The sequence below is a fragment of the Achromobacter sp. Marseille-Q4962 genome, assembly GCF_943737005.1.
Taxonomy (GTDB): domain Bacteria; phylum Pseudomonadota; class Gammaproteobacteria; order Burkholderiales; family Burkholderiaceae_B; genus Achromobacter.
Genome location: NZ_CALSFU010000032.1, coordinates 1 through 17,971, shown reverse-complemented (window position 1 = coordinate 17,971; position 17,971 = coordinate 1). Strand labels below are relative to the sequence as shown.

The 17,971-nt window shown below is 68.8% G+C and carries 19 protein-coding genes; 11 read left to right on the top strand and 8 right to left on the bottom strand.

The window, feature by feature from the left end; translation table 11 throughout:
• Positions 1-117: 117 nt before the first annotated feature.
• The 5 genes from NGJ44_RS20560 to NGJ44_RS20540 all read left to right on the top strand — a co-directional run bounded on the left by NGJ44_RS20560 (position 118) and on the right by NGJ44_RS20540 (position 3,193).
• Positions 118-864, top strand: a complete 747-nt coding sequence (locus NGJ44_RS20560; RefSeq protein WP_251865515.1) for a sulfite exporter TauE/SafE family protein — start codon at positions 118-120, stop codon at positions 862-864.
• Positions 865-908: 44 nt separating this feature from the next.
• Positions 909-1,136: a hypothetical protein gene (locus NGJ44_RS20555; RefSeq protein ID WP_053245039.1), complete on the top strand. Its 228-nt coding sequence runs from the start codon at positions 909-911 to the stop codon at positions 1,134-1,136.
• A 265-nt stretch (positions 1,137-1,401) separates the two neighbouring features.
• On the top strand, positions 1,402-1,614 hold the full coding sequence (locus tag NGJ44_RS20550) for a hypothetical protein (RefSeq protein ID WP_053245040.1): 213 nt from the start codon (positions 1,402-1,404) through the stop codon (positions 1,612-1,614).
• A 153-nt stretch (positions 1,615-1,767) separates the two neighbouring features.
• The gene (locus NGJ44_RS20545; RefSeq protein WP_053245041.1) at positions 1,768-2,886 is read left to right on the top strand and encodes an AGE family epimerase/isomerase; all 1,119 of its coding nucleotides are present in this window, start codon (positions 1,768-1,770) and stop codon (positions 2,884-2,886) included.
• A gap of 91 nt (positions 2,887-2,977) precedes the next feature.
• Positions 2,978-3,193: a hypothetical protein gene (locus NGJ44_RS20540; protein WP_053245042.1), complete on the top strand. Its 216-nt coding sequence runs from the start codon at positions 2,978-2,980 to the stop codon at positions 3,191-3,193.
• 113 nt (positions 3,194-3,306) lie between these two features.
• Here NGJ44_RS20540 and NGJ44_RS20535 read toward each other — a convergent pair whose 3' ends face one another.
• A complete protein-coding gene (locus tag NGJ44_RS20535; RefSeq protein ID WP_053245043.1) occupies positions 3,307-4,245 on the bottom strand; it encodes a LysR substrate-binding domain-containing protein in 939 nt (312 codons plus the stop codon).
• A gap of 115 nt (positions 4,246-4,360) precedes the next feature.
• Between NGJ44_RS20535 and NGJ44_RS20530 the strand changes: the two genes are divergently transcribed.
• The 3 genes from NGJ44_RS20530 (at position 4,361) to NGJ44_RS20520 (ending at position 6,682) form a co-directional block, all read left to right on the top strand.
• Positions 4,361-5,353, top strand: a complete 993-nt coding sequence (locus NGJ44_RS20530; RefSeq protein WP_251865513.1) for a Bug family tripartite tricarboxylate transporter substrate binding protein — start codon at positions 4,361-4,363, stop codon at positions 5,351-5,353.
• Between the two features lie 2 nt (positions 5,354-5,355).
• Entirely contained in the window at positions 5,356-6,231 is an 876-nt protein-coding gene (locus NGJ44_RS20525; protein WP_251865510.1) for an N-formylglutamate amidohydrolase, read from the top strand.
• A 157-nt stretch (positions 6,232-6,388) separates the two neighbouring features.
• A complete protein-coding gene (locus tag NGJ44_RS20520; protein ID WP_053245046.1) occupies positions 6,389-6,682 on the top strand; it encodes a hypothetical protein in 294 nt (97 codons plus the stop codon).
• A gap of 9 nt (positions 6,683-6,691) precedes the next feature.
• Here NGJ44_RS20520 and NGJ44_RS20515 read toward each other — a convergent pair whose 3' ends face one another.
• Positions 6,692-7,534, bottom strand: a complete 843-nt coding sequence (locus NGJ44_RS20515; protein WP_053245049.1) for a LysR substrate-binding domain-containing protein — start codon at positions 7,532-7,534, stop codon at positions 6,692-6,694.
• 108 nt (positions 7,535-7,642) lie between these two features.
• Between NGJ44_RS20515 and NGJ44_RS20510 the strand changes: the two genes are divergently transcribed.
• Entirely contained in the window at positions 7,643-8,626 is a 984-nt protein-coding gene (locus NGJ44_RS20510; protein ID WP_251865508.1) for a bile acid:sodium symporter family protein, read from the top strand.
• 13 nt (positions 8,627-8,639) lie between these two features.
• On the opposite strand, the gene NGJ44_RS20505 is transcribed toward NGJ44_RS20510, so the two are convergent.
• Both NGJ44_RS20505 and NGJ44_RS20500 read right to left on the bottom strand, forming a co-directional pair.
• A complete protein-coding gene (locus NGJ44_RS20505) occupies positions 8,640-9,020 on the bottom strand; it encodes a Rieske (2Fe-2S) protein (protein WP_251865505.1) in 381 nt (126 codons plus the stop codon).
• A 69-nt stretch (positions 9,021-9,089) separates the two neighbouring features.
• Entirely contained in the window at positions 9,090-10,895 is a 1,806-nt protein-coding gene (locus tag NGJ44_RS20500; protein WP_251865504.1) for an ABCB family ABC transporter ATP-binding protein/permease, read from the bottom strand.
• A gap of 273 nt (positions 10,896-11,168) precedes the next feature.
• Here NGJ44_RS20500 and NGJ44_RS20495 point away from each other — a divergent pair, with 273 nt between their 5' ends.
• Complete coding sequence (locus tag NGJ44_RS20495) at positions 11,169-11,996, top strand: aldo/keto reductase (RefSeq protein WP_251865502.1); 828 nt, start codon at positions 11,169-11,171, stop codon at positions 11,994-11,996.
• Positions 11,997-12,021: 25 nt separating this feature from the next.
• Here NGJ44_RS20495 and NGJ44_RS20490 read toward each other — a convergent pair whose 3' ends face one another.
• Entirely contained in the window at positions 12,022-12,219 is a 198-nt protein-coding gene (locus NGJ44_RS20490; protein ID WP_251865500.1) for a hypothetical protein, read from the bottom strand.
• The gene (locus NGJ44_RS20485) at positions 12,216-13,391 is read right to left on the bottom strand and encodes a PepSY-associated TM helix domain-containing protein (protein WP_251865498.1); all 1,176 of its coding nucleotides are present in this window, start codon (positions 13,389-13,391) and stop codon (positions 12,216-12,218) included. The genes NGJ44_RS20490 and NGJ44_RS20485 overlap by 4 nt, the downstream gene beginning before the upstream one ends.
• Before the next feature lie 179 nt (positions 13,392-13,570).
• Between NGJ44_RS20485 and NGJ44_RS20480 the strand changes: the two genes are divergently transcribed.
• A complete protein-coding gene (locus NGJ44_RS20480; protein WP_251865496.1) occupies positions 13,571-14,281 on the top strand; it encodes a metallophosphoesterase in 711 nt (236 codons plus the stop codon).
• A 21-nt stretch (positions 14,282-14,302) separates the two neighbouring features.
• On the opposite strand, the gene NGJ44_RS20475 is transcribed toward NGJ44_RS20480, so the two are convergent.
• Both NGJ44_RS20475 and NGJ44_RS20470 read right to left on the bottom strand, forming a co-directional pair.
• On the bottom strand, positions 14,303-16,918 hold the full coding sequence (locus NGJ44_RS20475) for a penicillin-binding protein 1A (RefSeq protein ID WP_251865494.1): 2,616 nt from the start codon (positions 16,916-16,918) through the stop codon (positions 14,303-14,305).
• 263 nt (positions 16,919-17,181) lie between these two features.
• Positions 17,182-17,971 (bottom strand): AraC family transcriptional regulator (locus NGJ44_RS20470; protein ID WP_353506969.1); only part of this gene is annotated, 790 nt, incomplete at its 5' end.

The following is a 17,971-nucleotide window of genomic DNA, read 5'->3' as shown; positions in this document are numbered from 1 at the left end:
TTCAATTCATCTATGCCGTGAATATAGCCGGGCGCCGCCTGGCCCGGGCAGCGTCGGCGGCGCGCCGCGCCGGTAGAATGTGGCGCTTTCGGCTGACGACCGCAGGGGCGGGAAAGAATGGGCGAGCTTTACCTGGTGCTGGCGGCCGGCGCAATGGCCGCGGGCTTCGTGCAGGGGCTGTCGGGGTTCGGGTTCGGCATGGTGGCCATGTCGTTCTGGGCCTGGACGGTGGAGCCCCGGCTGGCCGCGCCGATGGCGGTGTTCGGCGCGCTCAGCGGCCAGTTGCTGGCGGCGTTCACGGTGCGACGGGGCTTCTCGCTGGCGCGGCTGCTGCCATTCGTGGCCGGGGGCCTGCTTGGCATCCCCCTGGGATTGAAAGTGCTGCCCTATCTCGACCCCGTGGTCTTCAAAGCCTGCATCGGCGGGCTGCTGGCCGTCTGGTGCCCCCTCATGCTCTGCGCGGGCCGCCTGCCGCGCATTTCGGTGGGCGGCCGCACGGCCGACGGCGTGGCGGGGCTGATGGGCGGCGTCATGGGTGGGCTGGGCGGATTCACCGGCGTGATTCCCACGCTGTGGTGCACCTTGAGGGGATACGACCGCGATACGCAGCGCGCCGTCATCCAGAATTTCAACCTGTCCATGCTGGCGGTGACGATGATCGGCTATGTCGTCACCGGCGTGGTCACGTCCGCCATGCTGCCGCAGTTCGCGGTGGTCCTGCCCGCGATGCTGGTGCCCGCCTGGCTGGGCACGCGCGTGTACACGGGCATCAGCGATGCGGCATTCCGGCGGGTCGTGCTGGGGCTGCTGACGCTCTCCGGCATCGCGCTGCTGGCGGCGTCGCTGCCCAGGCTGCTTGCCTGAGCGCGCGGCGTGCTATCTTTACCGCGTTTGGCAGGAAGGATTCCATGGCATTGCATCGTTTCAAGAAGGGCGAATTGGGAGAGTGGCTGCGCGTGATCGCCGAAAGCGGCGAAGCGGACGCCCGGCCGGCCGACGAGGTGCCCGCCGACGTGCTCCAGGCGCTCGAAACCCTGCGCTGCATCGAGCCGGCCGGACCCGGCCGCTGGCGCGTCACCGCCAAGGGCGAACTGGCCCTGCGCATGGAAGACCCCGCCGCTATCCACCGCCGCTGATCGCGCCCGCGATACATTTCGCCAACTGTGTCTGGTTTGTTGCGCCCATCGTTCCCCGATTGTGGCGCAACAGCGGCGAATTCCCGTGAATTACTGTGCCATTTGGCTGCTTCCCGACGTATCCGGAAGGGTCGGCTGCCGTTAAGATGAACTTGCGTGACGCAAGCATGTCTATTCATTGGCGCGGCTGCTCGCGAGCAAACCCGCGGCGTCACGCGTGGTTCACGCGTTCAGACGCGTTTAGGCAACCGACTGGGAGGAACCCATGCAGCATCGCGACCAGGAAGTACTGATCGACGTTTCCACGGCGGCCATGGATACCGGCGGATATGGCGTATTGCTGACGGTGACGGCCGAGGGCGGCACGGAAGTGGATGCCGCTTTTTCCCATCTGGGCAATTGCGCCTCGCTGGATGAGGCGCGGGATCGCGCGGAAGCGTTCGCGCAAGACTGGGTCAAGGAGAACATCTTTCGCTAGTGTGTTTTGCACTGAAAGCGAGTCTGCCCGGTCTGTGCCCCAGGGCGGCCCGGCCCGGAAATTCCGGCGATAATCCTCCATGAGACATCGTCGCGGCAAACATCCCGACACGCCGCGATACGCCGCACTTTCCGGATTACCCGCCGTTCCGACATGGCCGCCGCACAGACCCATTCCCCGCTCGCGCGGCACATCCGTGTGCTGGGCGATCACTTCGACTCCCTCATCCTTCCCATGTGGATGGGCCCAGGGTTCAACCAGACCCTGGGCCTGCCCTACGAGTCGCTGGACGCGGCCAGCGGCCGGCCCTTGCCGCCGGTGCGCTATCGCGCCATGGCGTGCGCGCGCCAGCTCTACGTTTTCTCCAACGCGCGGGCGCCGGGCGCGCGCGAGCACGCCGGCAGGCTCTTCGAATCGCTGACGCGCACGTTCCGCAACGCGGAGCACGGCGGCTGGCGGTTCAGCGTGGATGCCGAGGGCAAGCCGCTGGACGACACCCAGGATCTCTACACGCATGCATTCGTGGTGTTTGCCTGCGCGGCCTATTTCCGCAGCTCGCGCGCGGCGCAGGCGCGCCGGCTGATGTTGGAGACCGCGGAGCACATCGAGGCGCATTTCCGCACCGGCGATGAGCTCTACGCCAGCGCGCTGGGCGCCGATTGGCGGCGGGTCGTGCGCGGCCCGGCGCAGAACCCCATGATGCACCTGACGGAGTCCTACCTGGCGGCGGCGCAGATCGCCGAGCCGGCGCTTTTCGCGCAACGCCTGCGCCGCCTGGGGCAGGCCGTGGCGGCGGCATTCCTGCATCCGCCCTCACAGTGCATTGCCGAGGAGGCGATGGGGACGGCGGACAATCGTCTCGAGCCCGGGCACCAGTTCGAGTGGATGACCCTGGTGCACGGCGCGCAAGACGTCTACGACGGCCTCGAATTGCCCGATTTCCTGCCGCGCGGGGTGGCATGGGCCCGCCGCCACGGGGTAGACGACGGCTCGGTGCGGGCCGCGCTCGACATGCGCGGCGGCGTGCTCGACGACACGCGCCGCATCTGGGCCCAGACCGAATATCTGCGCATGCTGGCGGCTACTGGCGATCTGGCTGTCCTGGAGCCGGCGCTGGTCCGCTTCAACCGGGATTTTCTGCACCCGGGAGGCTGGCATGAATGCCTGGACGGGCAGGGCCAGGTCACCCGCGGCGACATGCCGTCCACCTCTCCCTACCATCTGGCGACGTGCCTGGAAGAGTTGCAAAACGTAATTAAGTTAGCACGCTAACAAGATTCTTTCCTTTTGGACCTGGATTTTGATAGAAAAATATTGGTGAAATCCCTTACACTTTTGTAAGTTTTTTTAAGGGGTAGCATCAATGAGCGTTATGTGCCAGGCTTGCCAACGCATTCATCCCGGGCTTGCCGGGGTTGCGCCGCACGCCCAGCTCGGTCATCAGGGATTCACCCACCCTACGCAGAAAGGCCGCGAGGAAAGCCGCGAAGATCACTTCCGATGCCTGGTGTGCGGCGCCAAGTGGCTGCGCGAGACGGACAAGTGGGGCGTGGACCTCGGTTTCAAGCTGGCGCCCTGAGAGGGTCGTTCACGACAGCGCGGGTGGCGGTTGCAAGGCGATTGAGCAGCAGAGAAGGCGGGCCCTGGAGGCCCGCCTTTGTTTGTTCCGCCGCTTTCGGCGAGCCGGACGGCTCAGCCGCCTGACCCCGCGGCGCCGGCGACATCGGGGTCGGCCGCCGCGGTTTCCAGCAGCCAGGTGCGGAAGCACCGCAGCGCGTAGTGGTCGCGGCGCTGCGGGGGCGCGCACAGGTAGTAGCCGCGGGCGATGCGGCAGGGCAGGTCGGGAAAAGGCGCTGCCACGCGGCCCGCCGCGATGTCGTCGCGCACCAGGCAGCGCTGCAGCACCGCGATGCCCATGTCGGCCATGACGGCGCGCACCAGAATGGAAACCTGGTCGAAGCCGCTGGCCAGCCGCACGCCCTCGGGCGCGACGCCGGCGGCGGCAAACCACCAGGCCCAGTTGTCGACGCCGTTGCCGTGGTAGAGCAGCGGCTCGTCCAGCAGGCCGGCCGGCGTGTTCCATAGCCCCCGGGCGCGCCGCGCCGCCAGCCGCTGCGGATGGCAGATGACCACCATTTCGCGGCCGATGACGTAGTCGGCCTGCCACCCGGGCCATTGGCCTTCGACGCCCGACAGAATGCTGGCGTCGGGCGTGGCGCCGGAAAAGTCCTCGTTGCGCCGGTAGGCGGCAAAGCCGAGCTGGATGCCGGGGTGGCGCTGGTGGAAATCGGGCAGCCGGGGCACCAGCCAGGCGCTGGCCAGCGTGGGCACGCTGGAGATCGTCAGGCGCAGGCGGCGGTCGGCGGCGCGCAGCTCGGCGCTCAGGGCTTCGATGCGGGCCAGCGGCTCGCGCGCTTCTTCATACAGCCGGCGGCCGGTTTCGGTGAGCGCGAGGCCGTGGGCGTTGCGCCGCATGAGCGGCTGGCCGAAGTGCGTCTCCAGGCGCGAGATGGCGCGGCTGATGGCGCCCTGGGTAACGCAGAGTTCCCGCGCGGCCAGGGTGAAGCTGCCCAGCCGCGCCGCCGCCACGAACGCATGCAGCTCGGACATGGACGGCGAGTGCAGGCGCATGACCGTACTTAGAATGACTGCTGGTAATGAAAGCGTGCAATATAGTCGTTTGATGCTCCAGCGTAAAGTTCGGACACTTGCGGCTTCTTCGCCATTCCCTTTTCGGAGTTGCCTCATGTCCCGCCGTTTTCTTGGCCGGTCCGCGCGCCTTGCGCTCGCCGGCATCGTTTCCCTGGCGTCCGCCGTCGCCATGCCCGCCCGGGCGGCCGACTATCCCGCGCGCCCGATCAAGCTGGTAGTGCCTTTCGCGGCCGGCGGCTCGACCGACATCGTGGCGCGCCTCATCGCGGAATACGCCGGCCGCGATCTCAAGCAGACCATCGTGGTGGAAAACAAGGCCGGCGCGGGCGGCTCGCTGGGCATGGAGCAGGTGGCGCGCGCCACGCCGGACGGCTACACCATCGGCATGGCCACGATGAGCACGCATGGCTCCAACCCGGCCGTGTACCGCCGCCTGAACTACGACCCGGTCAAGGACTTCGCGCCCATCGGCAACGTGCTGGCCGTGCCCAGCATCTTCGCGATCAATCCGCAGGTGCCGGCCAAGAACATGGCCGAGTTCGTCGCGCTGGCCAAGGGCTCGCCCGACAAGTACAGCTTCGCCTCGCCCGGCGTGGGGTCGCTGGGACACGTGAACATCGAGAACTTCATGATGCTGTCCGGCGTCAAGCTGCTGCACGTGCCGTACCGCGGCGCGGGCCCGGCGCTCAATGACGTGATGGGCGGCCAGGTCGACGCCATTACCGACAATCTCTCGTCTACCCTGCCGCAGGTGCAGGGCGGCAAGCTGCGGGCCCTGGCCGTGCTCGGCGCGCAGCGCTCGCCGCTGCTGCCCGACGTGCCCACGTATATCGAGCTGGGCTATCCCGACATGGGCACGGGCGGCTGGTTCGGCCTGGTGGCGCCGGCCGGCACGCCTGCCGCCGTGATCGAACGGCTGAACAAGGCCGTGCGCGCCGCCATGGAAGACCCCGAGTTCCGCAAGAAGGCCGAGGACGTCGGCGGTACGCTCATGCCCACCACGCCCCAGGAATTCCAGGCGCAGATCGAACAGGCCCTGGCGCGCTACGCCAAGGTTGCCAAGACCGCCCACATCGAGGCTGACTGACGATGACGCAAGCCGACTTCGACGCCGTTTCCGTATACGAACCGCAGGGCCCGGCCTTGCCGCTGGTCTGTGACTCGCCGCACAGCGGCGAGCGCTATCCCGCGGATTTCGGCGCCAGCGCCACCCTGGCCCAGTTGCGGCAGGGCGAGGACACCCACGTCGACGCGTTGTGGTCGGCCGCGCCCGCGCTGGGCGCCACGCTCATCGCGGCGAACTTTCCGCGCGTGTACATCGACCCCAACCGCACGCTGCGCGACCTCGATCCGGAACTGCTGGCCGAGCCCTGGCCCGAGCCGCTGGATCCGGGCGAGAAGACGCGGCTGGGCAAAGGGCTGATCTGGCGCCGCATGGACAAGTCCACACCCATCTACGACCGCAAGCTGTCGCTGGCCGAAGTGCGCCACCGCATCCAGGCCTATTACCAGCCCTACCACGAGGCCCTGGCTGCCGCCATCTGGCGGACCCAGGAGCGTTTCGGCGCGGTCTGGCACCTGAACCTGCACTCGATGCCCAACGACGCCTATGAGCGCCTGGGCCGGCAGAGTCCGCGCCCGCTGGCCGATTTCGTGCTCGGCGACCGCGACGGCGCCACCTGCGAGCCGGGCTTCGTCGCCCTCATCGAGGAGGCGCTGCGCGCCCGCGGCTATACGGTGGCGCGCAACGACCCCTACAAGGGCGTGCAACTGATCGCCCAGATCGGCCAGCCCGCGCAGCGGCGCCACAGCCTGCAGGTGGAAATCCGGCGGCCGCTCTACATGGACGAAGCCACGCGCGAGCGCAACGCAGGCTTCGAGCAGTTGCGCGCGGATCTGTCGCAAGTGCTCGAAACCGTGGCCGGATACGTGCGCGGCCGTATGGACGACGCGCCCGCCGGCTGAGGCCAGCCCGCTCCATGGCCCGCCGCGGCCTGCGCCCCGGCGCCCGAAATTCTGACTTTCTTGTTTAAGTTTGCCGTTCGGAGGGCCGTAGTCGGGACATATCGCGCCCGACGGCCGCCTCCGCGGGAGCCGCGCGCGCGTTCCAACAGGAGTGGGTATGGCCGAGAAAATCATCGGCGGTTTTTCCGTGGTGGCCTATGCCACGCAGCCCGAAGGGCGCGTGCCTCCGCGCGCTTTCCTCGAAACCCGGCCCACGGCTGCCGTCAGGCCGCCGCAGGCCGAGGCCCGGCCGGAGCAGGAAGCAGCGCCCGGGGAACAGAACCGCGTCTTCGAGATCTTCGTGCGCCGGCGTTTTCGCAGCACGGTGGAAGCCATGTCGGCCGCGCGCAACGCGCTGGACCGCGTCCAGTCCGTCGATGCCGACGGCGTGCCCGACCCGCTGCCCGAATAGCCCGGCCGCCTACACCAGTGTGCTGCGCATCAGGATGTCCGTCAGCGCCTGGGTCGGACGGTTGGGCGAGGGGGCCGAAATCACGATGAATTCCACTTGCGGCAGCGCGGGCAGCGCAAGCGCGCCGGCCGGCGGCGCGAGCCCCGCCGTGGACAGGTGCGAGGGCTGCACGGTGATGCCCAGTCCGGCGCGCGCCGCCGCCTGGCATCCCGCGTAGCTCGTGCTGGTGCAGACGATCTGCCAGCCGCGGCCCGCGCGCGCCAGCGCTTCCAGCGCCAGCGTGCGGGTGACGCTGGGTTCGCGCAGCAGGATCAGCGGCAGGGGGGCTTCGGGCGCGAGGCGCAGGCCCTCGCGGGCTTGCCAGAGCAGGGCTTCCTTGTGCAGCGTCTGGCCGCGCCGGTCGCCCTGGCGGCGCTTGCCGATCATCACGTCGAGGCGGTGGTCGTCCAGCAGCTTGTAGAGTTCGCTGGTCACGCCGATCGTGATGTCCAGCTCCACTTCCGGGTGTTCCTGGCGGAACGCGGCCAGCACGCCGGGCAGGGGGCCCAGCGCCAGGTCGTCGGAGGTGCCCAGCCGCACGCGGCCGCGCAGCCGCGGCGCATCGAACAGTTTCTGCGCTCTTTCGTGCGCCTGGAGGATGAGCTGGGCATGCACCAGCAGGCTGCGCCCGTCGCTGGTGAGCGCCAGCGAATGCGTGTCGCGCAGGAACAGCTTGCGCCCCAGCGAGGTTTCGAGCTGCCGGATGTGTTCGCTGACCGTGGGCTGGGTCAGGCCCAGCCGTCGCGCGGCCTCGGAGAAGCTGGGCGCGGCCGCGGCGGCGGCGAAGGTCTTGAGCCAGAGGGGATTGAGCATGGAGGACGGCTATAGGAATATCCAATAGCAGTTAAAGTACCTAGCGCACTTCACGATGGCAAGCGGCGCGCCTATAGTCGCAGGCATCCCTTCGGAACACCTGATGCCATGCGCCGTTTTCTTCCCGACACCTTCACCCTGATCCTGATCGCCACGGTGGCGTTCGCCAGTGTGTTCCCCGCCGTGGGCAGGGGCGCGTCTTTCATGATGGTGGCGAGCAATATCGCGATCTCGCTGCTGTTCTTCCTGCACGGCGCGCGCCTGTCCACGGATGCGATCGTCGCGGGGGTGAAAGACCTGCGGCTGCACGCGCTGATCCTGTCGTGCACCTTCATTCTCTTTCCGCTGCTCGGGCTGGCGCTGCGCGCGGCCTTCCCGGGCCTGCTCACGCCTTCGCTGTGGCTGGGCGTGTTGTTCGTCTGCACCTTGTCCTCGACGGTGCAGTCCTCCATCGCTTTCACGTCTATGGCGCGCGGCAACGTGCCCGGCGCCATCTGCGCGGCCACCGCGTCCAATCTGCTGGGCACGGTGCTGACGCCGCTGCTGGTGGCCGTGCTGCTGCACCGGCAGGGCGGCGGGCACGGCCTGGCCGACGCGGGGCGCATCCTGGTGCAGTTGCTGCTGCCGTTCGCGGCGGGCAGCCTGCTGCGCCCCTGGATCGGCGCCTGGGCCAGGCGCAACAGCCGCGTGCTGGCCAAGGTGGACCGCAGCTCCATTCTGCTCGCCGTGTACACGGCGTTCAGCGAAGCCGTGGCCCAGGGCATCTGGCATGCGTTCCCGCCCCGGGACCTGGCGACGCTGGTGCTGGTCAATGCGCTGCTGCTGGGCGTCGTGCTGGCCGTTACCACCTGGGGCAGCCGCAGGCTCGGGTTGTCCAAGGAAAACGAGATCACGCTGGTGTTCTGCGGCTCGAAGAAATCGCTGGCGTCGGGAATACCGCTGGCCACGGTGCTGTTCGGCACGGCGCAAATGGGCATCGTGGTGCTGCCGCTGATGATTTTTCACCAGATGCAGCTCATGGTGTGCGCCATGCTGGCCCGGCGCTACGCCGAGCGCGGGAACGAAGCCCAGCCGGCGTCCGCCCGCGCATAGGCCGGCCGCGAAGTCAGTCCGCCACGGGCTGGATCTTGCCGGCTGGCGTCCAGTAGACGGCCTCGTCGCGTTCCTGCACCTGCAGCGCGACGAGGCGGCCGTTCTTGCAGGGGCCGCCCACGCACAGGCCGGTGTCGGGCTGGTAGGTCGCGCCGTGCCGTGCGCACATGAGCAGGTCGCCCGCGCGGGTGAAGAAGCTGCCTTCCCAGTCCAGTTCCACGCCCACGTGGGCGCAGCGGTTCAGATAGCCGTACACGCGGCCCTGGTAGCGCACGAAAAACGCGGTGGTGCGGCCCGATCCGTCGGTGACGGGCACTTTCACGCCCAGGCCGCCCTCGGCGAGATCGCCGGCGGCGCAGACGCGGATTTCGGTGTCGGAACAGGCGTTGGGCATGGCGGGCCTCGAAAAGGGTGCGATGTTCGGCCAGCGCCATCGCGCTGTCAATCCCGGCCCGGCGGGCGCTCAATCCTCCTGCGCGGCGAGGGCGCTTTGCTGCTGGCGGGCCCAGAGGCTGGCGTACAGTCCGCCGCGGGCCAGCAGTTGCGCGTGGCGGCCGCGTTCGACGATGCGGCCCTCGGCCAGGACGAGTATCTCGTCGGCATCGGCCACGGTGGAGAGCCGGTGGGCGATGATGAGCGTGCTGCGGTCCTGGCTGACCTCGCGCAGGTTCGCCTGGATTTCGCGCTCGGTGTGGGTGTCCAGGGCGCTGGTGGCTTCGTCGAACAGGAAGATGGCGGGACGCTTGAGCAGCGTGCGGGCAATGGCCACGCGCTGCTTTTCTCCGCCGGAGAGTTTCAGGCCGCGCTCGCCCACCAGGGTGCCGTAGCCGTCGGGCATGGCGTCGATGAGCCCGTCGATGTGGGCGAGGCGGGCGGCTTCGCGGATCTCCGCCTCGCTGGCCCCGGGCCGGCCGTAGCCGATGTTGTAGCGGATGGTGTCGTTGAAGAGCACCGTGTCCTGCGGCACCACGCCGATGGCCGCGCGCAGGCTGGCCTGGGTGACGTCGCGGATGTCCTGGCCGTCGATCAGGATGGCGCCGGAGTCGACGTCGTAGAAGCGGAACAGCAGGCGCGCCAGCGTGGATTTGCCGGCCCCGGAACTGCCCACCACGGCCACGGTCTTGCCGGCCGGGATGGCGAAGCTCACGCCCTTGAGAATGGGGCGGCGCGCATCGTATCCGAAGCGCACGTCGCGGAATTCCACGGCGCCGCCGGCCACGCGCAGGGGCGCGGCGCCCGGGCGGTCGGCGATTTCGCGGTCCTGGCCCAGCAGTTCGAACATGCGCTCCATGTCGATGAGCGATTGCTTGATCTCGCGGTAGATGAAGCCGAAGAAACTGAGCGGCTGGTAGAGCTGCAGCAGATAGGTGTTGACCAGCACGAAATCGCCCAGCGTGTGGCGGCCCTGCGCGATGCCGCGCGCGGCCATCCACATGACCAGCGTCAGGCCGGCGGAAATGATGGCCGCCTGCCCGATGTTGAGAACGGACAGGCTGACCTGGCTGCGCACGGCCGCGCGTTCGTAGCGGGTGAGCGAGGCGTCGTAGCGGCGCGCCTCGTGCTCTTCGTTGCCGAAATACTTGACCGTCTCGTAGTTCAGCAGGCTTTCGATGGCCTTGGTGTTGGCTTCGGAATCGGTTTCGTTCATCTGGCGGCGGAATTTCGCGCGCCACTCGGTGACGGCCAGCGTGTAGGCGATATACAGGGCGACCGTGGCGCCCGTGGCCAGGGCCAGCCAGCCGTCGAACATTTTCCACAACACGGCGCAGACCAGCCCGAGCTCGAAGAAGGTGGGCAGGATGTTGAAGAGCAGGAACGAGAGCAGGGTCTGGATGCCCTTGGTGCCGCGTTCGATGGAGCGCGTAAGCCCGCCGGTCTGGCGCGACAGGTGAAAGCGCAGCGCCAGACCGTGCAGGTGGCGGAATATGCGCAGGCCGACCGCGCGGATGGCGTGCTGTCCGACCCGGGCGAACAGCGCGTCGCGCAGTTCGGCGAAGAGCAGCGAGAGCACGCGCGCCGCGCCGTAGGCCAGGATGAAGCCCAGCGGCACGGCCACGGCGCCCGGCGCGCCACCGCTTAGCGCGTCGACGGCATGCTTATACAGCACCGGCACGTAGACGGTGGCGCCCTTGGCCGCGAAGAGGCAGAGCAGGGCGGCCACGACCCGGATCTTCAAGCCGCGCTCGCCCGCGGGCCAGAGATAGGGAAAGAGGGTGCGCAGCGTGTGCAGCGTGCCGTGGGGAGGAGGGGGCGGGGAGCCTGGCGTCATGGCGGATCGGGTGTGGGACGCGCCTGGCTGGCCGGGAAAAATCCGGCCGCCGGGTTGCGGCGCGCGCTGGGCTTAGTATTATCTACGTGAAAACCCCTGGGATGGACCTGGCGCTCCCGGGGGTTTTCGTTCCGGCCGGGGTTGGCTGGCCATGTGCGGGCAGGCCCGCTTTTCTGACTTCTCGGTCCTGGGGGCGCGCCGGTCCGCCCCAGGGCCGCGCGCGCCGGCGCGCATTCACCGCGCCGGCGCGCGCCGCGAGCGACGGAGGTTTTCATGGCGAAGGTTCCCGCAGTAAAACTCAACGACGGCAACAGCATTCCGCAGCTCGGGCTGGGAGTGTGGCAGGTGCCGGACGACCAGGCCAAGGACAGCGTCAAGGAGGCCCTGGCGGCCGGCTACCGTTCCGTGGACACCGCGGCCATCTATGGCAACGAGGCGGGCGTGGGCGCGGGGCTGCGCGCATCGGGCGTGGCGCGCAAGGACCTGTTCATCGCCACCAAGCTCTGGAACGACAGCCACGGCTACGACGAGGCGCACAAGGCCATGGACGAAAGCCTGCGGCGCCTGGGGCTGGCCTATGTGGACCTGTACCTGATCCACTGGCCCGTGGCCGGCAGCGACAAATTCCTGGAGGCGTGGCGCGCCATGATCGAAATGCGGGAAGACGGCCGGGCGCGCTCCATCGGCGTGTCGAATTTCACCAAGGCCAATCTGGAGCGGCTGATCCGGGAAAGCGGCGTGACCCCGGCGGTGAACCAGATCGAGCTGCATCCCGGGTTCGCCCAGCGCGAGCTGCGGGCGTTCCACGCGCAGCACGGCATCGCGACCGAGTCGTGGAGCCCGCTGGCGCAAGGCGGCGTGGCGAAGAGCGCAGTCCTGCAGGAGCTGGCCGTCCGGTATGGCAAGTCGGCCGCGCAGGTGACGCTGCGCTGGCACCTGCAGCACGGGCTGATCGTTATTCCCAAGTCGGTGACGCCGGCGCGCATCCGCGAGAACATCGATGTGTTCGATTTCGAGCTGACGCGCCAGGATATGGACGCCATCGACGCCATTGCCGAAGGCCCGCGCCTGGGGCCCGATCCGGAGAAGTTCGGGGCCTGAGCGCCGCGCGGCGGGCCCGGCCCGCCTACTTCGCCTGCCTGGGCGGGAAGAACCCGTAGCGCGCGATCACCAGCAGCAGGATCGCGAGCGAGGCCCATGACGCCCAGTGCCAGGCGCCGGTGCCGAGGAGCGCCGAAAGCAGGCCGAACACGCTGAGCACGCCGAGCGTGAGCGGTGCGCCCCAGACGAACATGAATTTGCCGGATGTCTGCTTCTTGCTCATGCGGGCGTCCTCTGGGGTTCGGCGGCCTGCTGGTGCTTGCGGATGATTTCCGCGACGCGCGCCTCGGTGGCGCGGCGGCGCGCCAGCCACAGATAGAGCCCGCTGGCCAGCACGACGATGGTGACGATATCCAGAATCGCCCACAGGATCTTCAGCGGCATGCCGGCGTAGTCGCCGAAGTGCAGCGGCCGCGAGAGCTCGAGCGCGGTGAGGTACCAGGGCATGCGGGCCACGGTCGTGAGTTCGCCGGTCTTGCCGTCCACCAGCACGGGCGTGCTCATGCGCGAGGTGAGAGGCGTGTCGCCGCGCATCCAGGCGATGTAGTGGTGCGGGCTGCCGAAGGCGTTGCCCGGAAACGAAATGAAAGAGACTTCCGTGCCCGGCAGCGCCTTGCGCGCCGTGTCGGCGGCGCCCTGCGCGGACGCCAGCGCGGGCGGCACGCCCTGTCCCTTGTAGGGCTCCAGGATGCGCGTGAGCTCGGTGCTTTGCCACAGGCGGAAAATCGGCGTGGAAAGCTCGTTGATGACGCCGGTCAGGCCCACCACGAAGGCCCAGACCAGGGTGACGATGCCCAGGAGATTGTGCAGGTCCAGCCACTTGAGCCGCGTCGAGCGCGCGGCGCGCACAGTGCCGAACGACAGCTTTTTCATGAAGGGGCCGTACAGCACCACGCCCGACACGATGGCCACGCAGAAGAGCAGGCCCATGAAACCCAGGAAGAGTTCGCCCGGCAGGCCCGCGAACAGGTCCACGTGCAGCGCCAGCATGATGCCCATGAAGGTGTAGCGGTCTTGCGCATAGGGCGGGCCGTCGAGCAGCACTTCGCCGGTGCGGGCGTCCATGCGCACGGCGTGCCCGGAGACTTGCCCGTCGCCCGGCTTCTTGGCCATGCCTACGTACACCTGCGGCTCGTCGGGGTCGAAGAACAGGTAATCGACGACTTCCGACGGATACATGGCGCGGGCGCGGTCCACCAGCGTGTCGAGGCGGGCGGGCGGCGTGCCGGCCGGAACCTCGGACACCGGCTTGGCGTCGTCCAGCCAATGGTCGATTTCGTGATGGAAGATCAGCGGCAGCCCGGTGATACAGATGACCAGCAGGAACAGCGTGCAGACGAGGCTGGTCCATTTGTGGACGAGATACCAGGTCTTGATGGTGGACGCGGCAGTCATGGCGACGGGGTGAGGGTGCAAAAACGGGACGTTATCACGAATAATACTAATTCTCGTGACCGTCGTGCGTGCCGGTGCCTGCGTGGCGTCATGAAAGGCGGATTAAATAGAATGTGGACTTGTGCGCCGGCGGAAACCGGGGAACGATCTCCCGGGCCGGCAGGCCAGGAACGGACGACATGGAGCAGCGTTTTCTCAGGGTGCCTCGTAATGAAACCGGCCGCGACTTCGCGGTGGGGGACGTGCATGGCCATTTCTCGCGGCTGGAAGCAAGCCTGGATCGCCTGGGCTTCGACCCCGGCCGCGACCGCCTTTTTTCGGTGGGGGACCTGGTGGATCGCGGGCCCGAGAGCGAGGCTGCGCTGCAATGGCTGGAGCGGCCCTGGTTCTACGCCGTGCAGGGCAATCACGAGGATTACGCCATCCGCCACGTGCGTACCGGCAAGGTCGACACCCGGAACTGGCGCGACTACGGCGGCGGCTGGTTCCTGGACCTGCCGGCCGAGTTGCAGCGTGTCTATGCCGAAGCCTTCGAACGCCTGCCCATTGCCATCGAGGTGGAGACCGCGGAAGGGGCGGTCGGCCTGCTGCACGCGGATTGCCCGGTGCTGTTCTGGCCGCGTCTGGAATCGGCCCTGCGCGACCGCGCCCGCTCCACCAGCCAGGCCTGCCAGTGGTCGCGCGAGCGCCTGAGACTGATGGATCGCACGCTGGTGCAGGGCGTGCGCGCCGTGGTGGCCGGCCATACGCCGGTGGCCGCGCCCCTGGTGCTGGGCAACGTGTACCACATCGACACCGAGGGGTGGCAGAGCGGCTATTTCAGTTTCCTGGACCTCGAAACCCTGCGCGCCTGGCCCAACGATGTGGTGACGGACCTGGCCGGGGCCTGACCCGAGGGCCTGTCCGCCGGGTCAGCGCGGCCGGGCGGCCGCCAGCGAGGGCGCGCCGCCGTCCACCCGCGGCACGGGTATGGGCGGGATGGCGCGCTCGCCGCCGGCCGGCGGCGAGCCGGACGGGCGGCCGATGTCCGGAATGGGAATGGGCTGCGCCACGGGAGGCGCCTGGTCCGCGGGCTGGGCCGCCGGCGTGGCCGCCGGCAGGGCCGCCGGCGGCGTGGCCGAGCCGTTGGGCTTGGGCTGGGGCTTGACGGAAAAATCCTCGCCGCCGGTCGAGCGGTTGTTGTTCAGGAAGTCGGTGAGCGCGTCGCCGGAAGAGAGGTCGAGCGAGGCGACCGCCTGGCCGGGCGGGAATTCCGAGAGGTAGTAGTCGCCGTTGTCCACGATGATTCCGTCGGGGCGCGGGGCGGGCTTGGCCTCGGGCACGCCCTTGAGCGCGGGCTGCATATAGTCCAGCCAGGTGCTCAGCGCCAGGCCGCTGCCGAACTCGTTGGTGCCCAGGGAGCGCGGCTGGTCGAAACCCATCCAGACCGTGGTGGCGAGCGACGGCGTGAAGCCGGAGAACCAGACGTCCACCGCCTCGTTGGTGGTGCCGGTCTTGCCGCCCACGTCGTTGCGCTTGAGCGTCTGGTGCGCGCGCGCCGCGGTGCCGTTGACGGTGACGTCGCGCAGGATGTCGTCCATGATCCAGGCGGTGCGCGGGTCGATGGCGCGCGCGGTTTCGTCGCCGGCCAGCGTGGGCTGGGCCTGCATGAGCACGTTGCCCGAGCGGTCGGTGACGCGGCTGATCAGGTAGGGCGTGACGCGGTAGCCGCCGTTGGCGAATACGCTGTAGGCATTGGCGACCTGCAGGGGCGTGGCGCTGCCCGCGCCCAGGGCCAGGGGCAGCACGGCCGGCCAGCGCGCCTTGTCGAAGCCGAAGCGGGTGAGGTAGTCCTGCGCGTATTGCGGGCCGATGGCCTGCAGGATGCGGATGGACACCATGTTCTTGGAGCGGACCAGGCCCTGCCGCAGCGTGAGCATGGGCTCGTAGCGGTTGCCGTCGTTCTTGGGCTGCCAGGGCTTGGAGCCGGTCTGCTCGGCCGTGAGCATGAAGGGCTGGTCGGAAATCTGCGTGGCGGGCGTGAGGCCGCGCTCCAGGGCCGCCGCGTAGACGAAGGGCTTGATGTTGGAACCGGGCTGCCGCCAGGCCTGGGTGGCCCGGTTGAACGTGCCCCGGTTGAAGTCGAAGCCGCCGATCATGGCGCGGATGGCGCCGTCCTGCGGGGCCAGGGAAACCAGCGCGGCCTGCAGCGCGGGCATATTGATGATTTCCCAGGCGTCGCCGTTCTTGTGCACGTACACGACCGAGCCGCGGCGGATGCGCTGCTCGTCCCTGGCCTTGGGCGAAAGCGCGCGTGCCACGACGGCCAGCGCCTTCTTGTCGCTGATGGTGATGATCTCGCGCGAGCTGCGTGCCAGCCTGACCTCGGCGGGGCTGGCCGAGAGCACCACCGCCGAGAGCAGGTCGTCGGCGTCGGGCGTTTTTTCCTGGACGCCGTCGAGAATGTCGTCCAGGGCCTGCGGATCGTCTTCCACGCCGTCGGGCAGGTCGATCTGGTCTTCGGGGCCCGGGTAGACGGCGCGGCGGGTGTAGTCGAGCACGCCCTGGCGCACGGCGCGGTAGGCCGCTTCCTGGTCCCTGGAGTCGATGGTGGTGTAGACGTCGATGCCGCGCGTGTAGGTGTCTTCCTGGAACACGCCGTACATGAGCTGGCGCACCAGCTCGGCCGGGTATTCGCCATGCACGGCGAATCCGCGCGCGCTGGCGCCGTCGGCGCCGCGCACGGTGAGCTTTTCCTTGAGCGCCTCGTCGACCTGCTCCTGCGTCAGGTAGCCGAGCGCCTTCATGCGGCCCAGCACGTAGTGCTGGCGGACCTCGGCGCGCGCGTAGTTGGTGATGGGGTTGGCGCGCGAGGGGGCCTTGGGAATGCCGGCCAGCATGGCGGCCTCGGCGGGGGTGATCTCGGACAGCGGCTTGCCGAAATAGGTGCGCGAGGCGGCCGCGAAGCCGTAGGCGCGGTGGCCCAGGTAGATCTGGTTCATGTAGAGCTCAAGAATCTGGTCCTTGGTGAGCTGGGACTCGATCTTGAACGTGAGCAGCAGTTCGTAGAACTTGCGCGAGTAGGTTTTTTCGGACGACAGGTAGAAGTTGCGCGCCACCTGCATGGTGATGGTACTGCCGCCCTGGGTCTTGGCGCCGGTGACAATGTTGGTGAGCACGGCGCGCGCCATGCCCATCCAGTCCACGCCGCCGTGCTCGTAGAAGCGGTCGTCTTCGGCCGCCAGCACGGCCTGCCGCATGACTTCGGGAATCTCGTCGAAACGCAGCACGTTGCGGTGTTCTTCGCCGAACTCGCCGATGAGGACCTTGTCGGCGGTATAGACGCGCAGCGGCACGCGCGGCCGGTAGTCGGTCATGGCGTGCAGGTCGGGCAGGCTGGGCCAGGCCAGCGCAAGGGCCAGCCCCAGCGCCACGGCCGCGCACGCGCCCGCCCCGGCTGCCACGGCGGCCGTTTTGACGAGTATGCGTTTCCAGGGAAGGCCCGGTTTGCCGCCCGGGGTGGCGGAGGAATGCTGGGGGGTGCTCATTGCAGCCGATTCTAGGGCAGAACGGGATAGACCGCCTGCCGGCGCCAAAGGTTTCCGTAACCAAAATTGCCGGCGCAAGGACGCGTTCCGGGCAGGGAAAGATCAGGGGACGGGTCGATGCGCAGGGAGGACAGCCGCGGAACGGGCCGGCGCCTGCCACGCGCCGTTGCACGCGCCCGTTGCACGCGCCCGTTGCACGCGCCCTGAACTGTATTGCCTGCGGTGACAAACGGCAAGACCCGTTGCAAGGCGCGGGGCGGGTTTCAGCCGGCGGCGCGGCCGCGCACGTAGCGCTGCGGCGGCTCGCCCAGCGCGCGGTGGAACATGGCGGCGAAGGCGCTGGGGCTGCGGTAGCCCAGACGCGCCGCCACGCGCGCCACCGATTCGCCCAGGCAGAGGCGGCAGACCGCGTCGGCCAGGCGCACCTGCTGCACCCACTGGCGGTAGTTGAGGCCGAGTTCGGCCTGGAACAGGCGGATCAGCGTGCGGGCGCTCGCGCCCACCTCGCCGCCCCAGTCTTCGATGCCGCGCCGCAGACCGGGCTGGTCCAGGATGGCGGCGCAGATGGCCTGCAGACGGCGGTCGCGCGGCCACGGGATCTGGACGGGGACGACGCGGGCCGCCGCCAGTTCCGACAGGATGAGCGCGGCGATCTGGGCGGCGCGGCCTTCGGGCGGATAGTCGATGGGCTCGGCCGTGAGCGCCAGGATCAGCTCGCGCAGCAGGCCGCTGACCTCGATGACCTGGCATTCCTGCCAGAGGCCGCGCGCGGCGTCGGGCTGCACGTACAGCGAGCGCATCGACACCGCGCCCACCATGTCCACCCCGTGCGGCAGGCCGGCGGGCACCCACAGCGCGCGCAGCGGCGGCAACGCCCAGAAACCGTCCGGCGTGGTGATGCGCATGATGCCTTCCACCGCGTAGATCAGCTGCGCGCGCGGATGGGAGTGCGAGCCGGTGCGCGCGCCGGGCGCGAATTCCTTGGCCAGCGCGGTGACCGCGCGGGGGCGGTGCTGGTAGTCGTCGGCATTGATGCTGCGGCCGGGGGCGGGA

Coding starts and splice junctions, on each gene's coding strand:
- NGJ44_RS20555 (WP_053245039.1), top strand. CDS start 909: ATGGCATTGCATCGTTTCAAGAAGGGCGAATTGGGAGAGTGGCTGCGC.
- NGJ44_RS20520 (WP_053245046.1), top strand. CDS start 6,389: ATGGCCGAGAAAATCATCGGCGGTTTTTCCGTGGTGGCCTATGCCACG.
- NGJ44_RS20530 (WP_251865513.1), top strand. CDS start 4,361: ATGTCCCGCCGTTTTCTTGGCCGGTCCGCGCGCCTTGCGCTCGCCGGC.
- NGJ44_RS20515 (WP_053245049.1), bottom strand. CDS start 7,534: ATGCTCAATCCCCTCTGGCTCAAGACCTTCGCCGCCGCCGCGGCCGCG.
- NGJ44_RS20550 (WP_053245040.1), top strand. CDS start 1,402: ATGCAGCATCGCGACCAGGAAGTACTGATCGACGTTTCCACGGCGGCC.
- NGJ44_RS20485 (WP_251865498.1), bottom strand. CDS start 13,391: ATGACTGCCGCGTCCACCATCAAGACCTGGTATCTCGTCCACAAATGG.
- NGJ44_RS20505 (WP_251865505.1), bottom strand. CDS start 9,020: ATGCCCAACGCCTGTTCCGACACCGAAATCCGCGTCTGCGCCGCCGGC.
- NGJ44_RS20535 (WP_053245043.1), bottom strand. CDS start 4,245: ATGCGCCTGCACTCGCCGTCCATGTCCGAGCTGCATGCGTTCGTGGCG.
- NGJ44_RS20490 (WP_251865500.1), bottom strand. CDS start 12,219: ATGAGCAAGAAGCAGACATCCGGCAAATTCATGTTCGTCTGGGGCGCA.
- NGJ44_RS20510 (WP_251865508.1), top strand. CDS start 7,643: ATGCGCCGTTTTCTTCCCGACACCTTCACCCTGATCCTGATCGCCACG.
- NGJ44_RS20560 (WP_251865515.1), top strand. CDS start 118: ATGGGCGAGCTTTACCTGGTGCTGGCGGCCGGCGCAATGGCCGCGGGC.
- NGJ44_RS20525 (WP_251865510.1), top strand. CDS start 5,356: ATGACGCAAGCCGACTTCGACGCCGTTTCCGTATACGAACCGCAGGGC.
- NGJ44_RS20540 (WP_053245042.1), top strand. CDS start 2,978: ATGAGCGTTATGTGCCAGGCTTGCCAACGCATTCATCCCGGGCTTGCC.
- NGJ44_RS20545 (WP_053245041.1), top strand. CDS start 1,768: ATGGCCGCCGCACAGACCCATTCCCCGCTCGCGCGGCACATCCGTGTG.
- NGJ44_RS20480 (WP_251865496.1), top strand. CDS start 13,571: ATGGAGCAGCGTTTTCTCAGGGTGCCTCGTAATGAAACCGGCCGCGAC.
- NGJ44_RS20500 (WP_251865504.1), bottom strand. CDS start 10,895: ATGACGCCAGGCTCCCCGCCCCCTCCTCCCCACGGCACGCTGCACACG.
- NGJ44_RS20495 (WP_251865502.1), top strand. CDS start 11,169: ATGGCGAAGGTTCCCGCAGTAAAACTCAACGACGGCAACAGCATTCCG.
- NGJ44_RS20475 (WP_251865494.1), bottom strand. CDS start 16,918: ATGAGCACCCCCCAGCATTCCTCCGCCACCCCGGGCGGCAAACCGGGC.